Genomic DNA, 3,014 nt, shown 5'->3' with positions numbered 1-3,014 from the left:
AATGACAAGGGCTTGTGGTGTTGCGCCTTTCAAGGCTTTTTCAATTTGCTTTTTGGAAATGACTTTATCTTCTTTTCCAAAGGATTCAGGGGCAACGGTTATGACTTCTGCCAGGAAGAAAAACTGTTTCAGGGCTTTGTTTACTGAATAAAATTCTTCTGAGATATGGCCGTAACATTCGGTATGGGTGCCGTGTGCGTGTGGGTTAAATTCAATAGTATTGAAATTGATTGAGGCGCCTTCGCTCACTTTGGCAATCCAGCCGTCGTCTTCAACAGGTTCTATTTTGGGTTGCCCGATGTACCAGGCGTTCGGGTTTTTATTGCTTCCAACTAATGGGATTGAAATGTCCAAAGGCTTCGACAAGTCGATGGTGTAGGTTTTGTTTTGGCAGGCAATCTTTGTAATCATTCGGATTAAATATTATTTGAAAATAATCAGCGATAATCAGCGTGATCTGCTGGCTAAAATTTCCCGCAGATTGCGCTGATGTGCGCAGAGGTTTATAAATTTAGTAAAAATAAATCTGATGATATCCCATCACTCAAAAATTTACCTTTTTGCGTAACTAAAAGTGTATCGCCATCCAAATACAACAAGTGTCCTTCAATATGTTTTTGGGCTTGTTTTAAAAGGTATTCTTTATATCTTACACCAAATTCTTTTTCCACCCTACTTACGGAAACCCCCCAAATCGTTCGCAGTCCCGTCATTATATATTCGTTGTAACGGTCGGTTTTAGTTAAGGTTTCAGCTTCTAAAGGGAGTTTGTTTTTTGCGATGGATTTGATATACAAAGTGTTGTTGCGCACGTTCCAACTTCGGGTGTTTCCGTCGAATGAATGTGCAGAAGGGCCAATGCCCAGATAGGGTTTTCCCTGCCAATAAGCAGTATTGTTTTTGCTGAAATAACCTTCTTTTCCAAAATTGGAAAGTTCGTAATGCACAAACCCCTTTCCCGTAAGCATTTCAATCAAAGTATGAAAGTGTTGTTCTGCAAGTTCTTCATCAATGGGCGGGACGATGCCTTTTTTAATAAATGTATCCAGTGCAGTTTTTGGTTCTACGGTGAGGGCATAACTGGAAATATGCGGGATGCCGAATGACAATGCTTTGTCAATGTTTTGCTTCCAACGCTCGTTAGACATCCCGGGGATTCCATAAATCAAATCCAGGGAAATATTGTCAAAGTAACGGCAGGCCAATTTCAAACAATGTTCTGCTTCCGCTGCATTATGCGCACGGTTCATCATCTTTAAATCTTCCTCAAAAAAGGATTGAATACCGATGCTCAATCGGTTGATGTGGGAGTCTGCAAGTTGTTTTATTTTTTCTTCAGTGAGGTCGTCAGGGTTTGCTTCCAAAGTGACTTCGGGGTTTTTGCTAACGCTGAAGTTTTCAAAAATGGTTTTGAAAATAAGTTCGAGTTCTTTTTGGGTCAACAAACTAGGGGTGCCACCACCAAAGTAAATTGTTCCTATTGTTCCTTTAATTTCGTCTTTTCGAAAAACCAGTTCATGACAAAGTGCTTCCACCAGTTCACTTTTCTTTTTCAACGAAGTCGAAAAATGAAAGTCGCAATAATGGCAGGCTTGCTTGCAGAAGGGGATATGGAGGTAAATTCCAAAAGCCCCTCCCGGCCTCCCCAAAGGGGAGGAGCCTTTTTTTTTGTCTATTTTCTCTGAATTCTGCTTAAAACTCATTAATCTTTTTTCTTCTTAACTGAAATAACAATGTTTTTCCCCCTTTGGGGGTCAGGGGGCATATTCTGTTTCACAAATGCCCCCCAGCCGGTATAGCTTTTTTCACCGGTGGTTTTTCCCATATTGTAAAAGTGGCACACGGCAGCTGCGAGCCCGTCGGTGGAGTCGAGGTTTTTGGGGAGTTCTTTGAGTTCCAAAAGGCTTTGCAGCATTTTAGCGACTTGTTCTTTGCTGGCGTTTCCGTTTCCGGTGATGGCCATTTTGATTTTCTTTGGGGAATATTCTGTGATGGGAATTTGTCTTGAAAGTCCGGCAGCCATGGCGACCCCCTGTGCCCTTCCGAGCTTTAACATGGACTGCACATTTTTACCGTAAAACGGTGCTTCAATGGCAATTTCATCGGGGTGGTAGGTGTCAATCAGCTCAACGGTGCGCTCAAAAATGATTTTGAGTTTTACATAATGGTCGTCATATTTTTTAAGCTGAAGCTCATTAAGTTGCAAAAAAACCATTTTTTTGTTCACCACTTTTATGAGTCCAAAGCCCATAATCGTGGTTCCGGGGTCAATGCCTAATATAATTTTTTCTGTGTTCAAGAAATGTAGTACTTTGGTTTTTACTTATGGATGCTTACAAATCTAAACAATATCTGTTTGTCCTGCTAAAAGTAACGGTGGTAATTGCAGCTATCGCATTTATCTTTTACCAGATCAAATCGCAGGACGGTATTTTGTGGGCTGATTTTAAGTCACAACTCTTTAACTCACCTTTATTCAATGTCCAAAACCTGATTTTAGTGATTAGTTTTACCGTTTTCAACTGGTTTTTTGAAATGTTGAAGTGGCAGGTATTGGCAAGAAAAATTAGAACAATTTCGATTTTCGAAAGTGTAAAACAAGTGCTTGTTGCGCACACTACTTCTATTTTCACACCTTTCAAAATTGGCGAATATGGCGCAAAAACTGTCTTTTTTGACAAAAAACAGGCTAAAAAAGTGCTTTTTTTAAACTTTTTGGGCAATATGGCGCAAATGTCAGCGACTGTTCTTTTTGGTGTCATTGGACTTTATTTTCTTATTTCTCAAGATTATCAGGAATGGGTTTTCAGTTATGTGTTGTTGATATTGATTTCCATAGTTTTATTGATTTTTTTAAGGAAAATAATTTCGTTTAAAACGATAAAAATCAGGGGATTTTCATTGGATAAAATCAGCAATTTTACGCGAAGCATTCCCAAAGAAGACCGTTTAAAAATTGTTGGTTTTTCACTGATTCGTTATCTGGCTTTTTCATTGCAGTTTGCTTTTTTGGT

General features: G+C 39.4%; 4 protein-coding genes. 1 reads left to right on the top strand and 3 read right to left on the bottom strand.

Annotated elements, in window-relative coordinates:
* The 3 genes from AC6F75_RS14315 to ruvC form a co-directional block, all read right to left on the bottom strand.
* Positions 1 to 411, bottom strand: a 411-nt coding sequence (locus AC6F75_RS14315; RefSeq protein WP_500715767.1) for a cyclase family protein, incomplete at its 3' end; no start/stop codon positions are given.
* Between the two features lie 92 nt (positions 412 to 503).
* Entirely contained in the window at positions 504 to 1,703 is a 1,200-nt protein-coding gene (gene hemW / locus AC6F75_RS14310; protein ID WP_500715766.1) for a radical SAM family heme chaperone HemW, read from the bottom strand.
* On the bottom strand, positions 1,703 to 2,299 hold the full coding sequence (gene ruvC / locus AC6F75_RS14305) for a crossover junction endodeoxyribonuclease RuvC (protein WP_500715765.1): 597 nt from the start codon (positions 2,297 to 2,299) through the stop codon (positions 1,703 to 1,705). The genes hemW and ruvC overlap by 1 nt, the downstream gene beginning before the upstream one ends.
* Before the next feature lie 26 nt (positions 2,300 to 2,325).
* Between ruvC and AC6F75_RS14300 the strand changes: the two genes are divergently transcribed.
* Positions 2,326 to 3,014: hypothetical protein (locus AC6F75_RS14300; RefSeq protein ID WP_500715764.1), on the top strand; the 689-nt coding region annotated here is incomplete at its 3' end.

The organism is Planktosalinus sp., from assembly GCF_059864935.1.
This window is presented reverse-complemented; position numbering and strand designations above follow the sequence as displayed.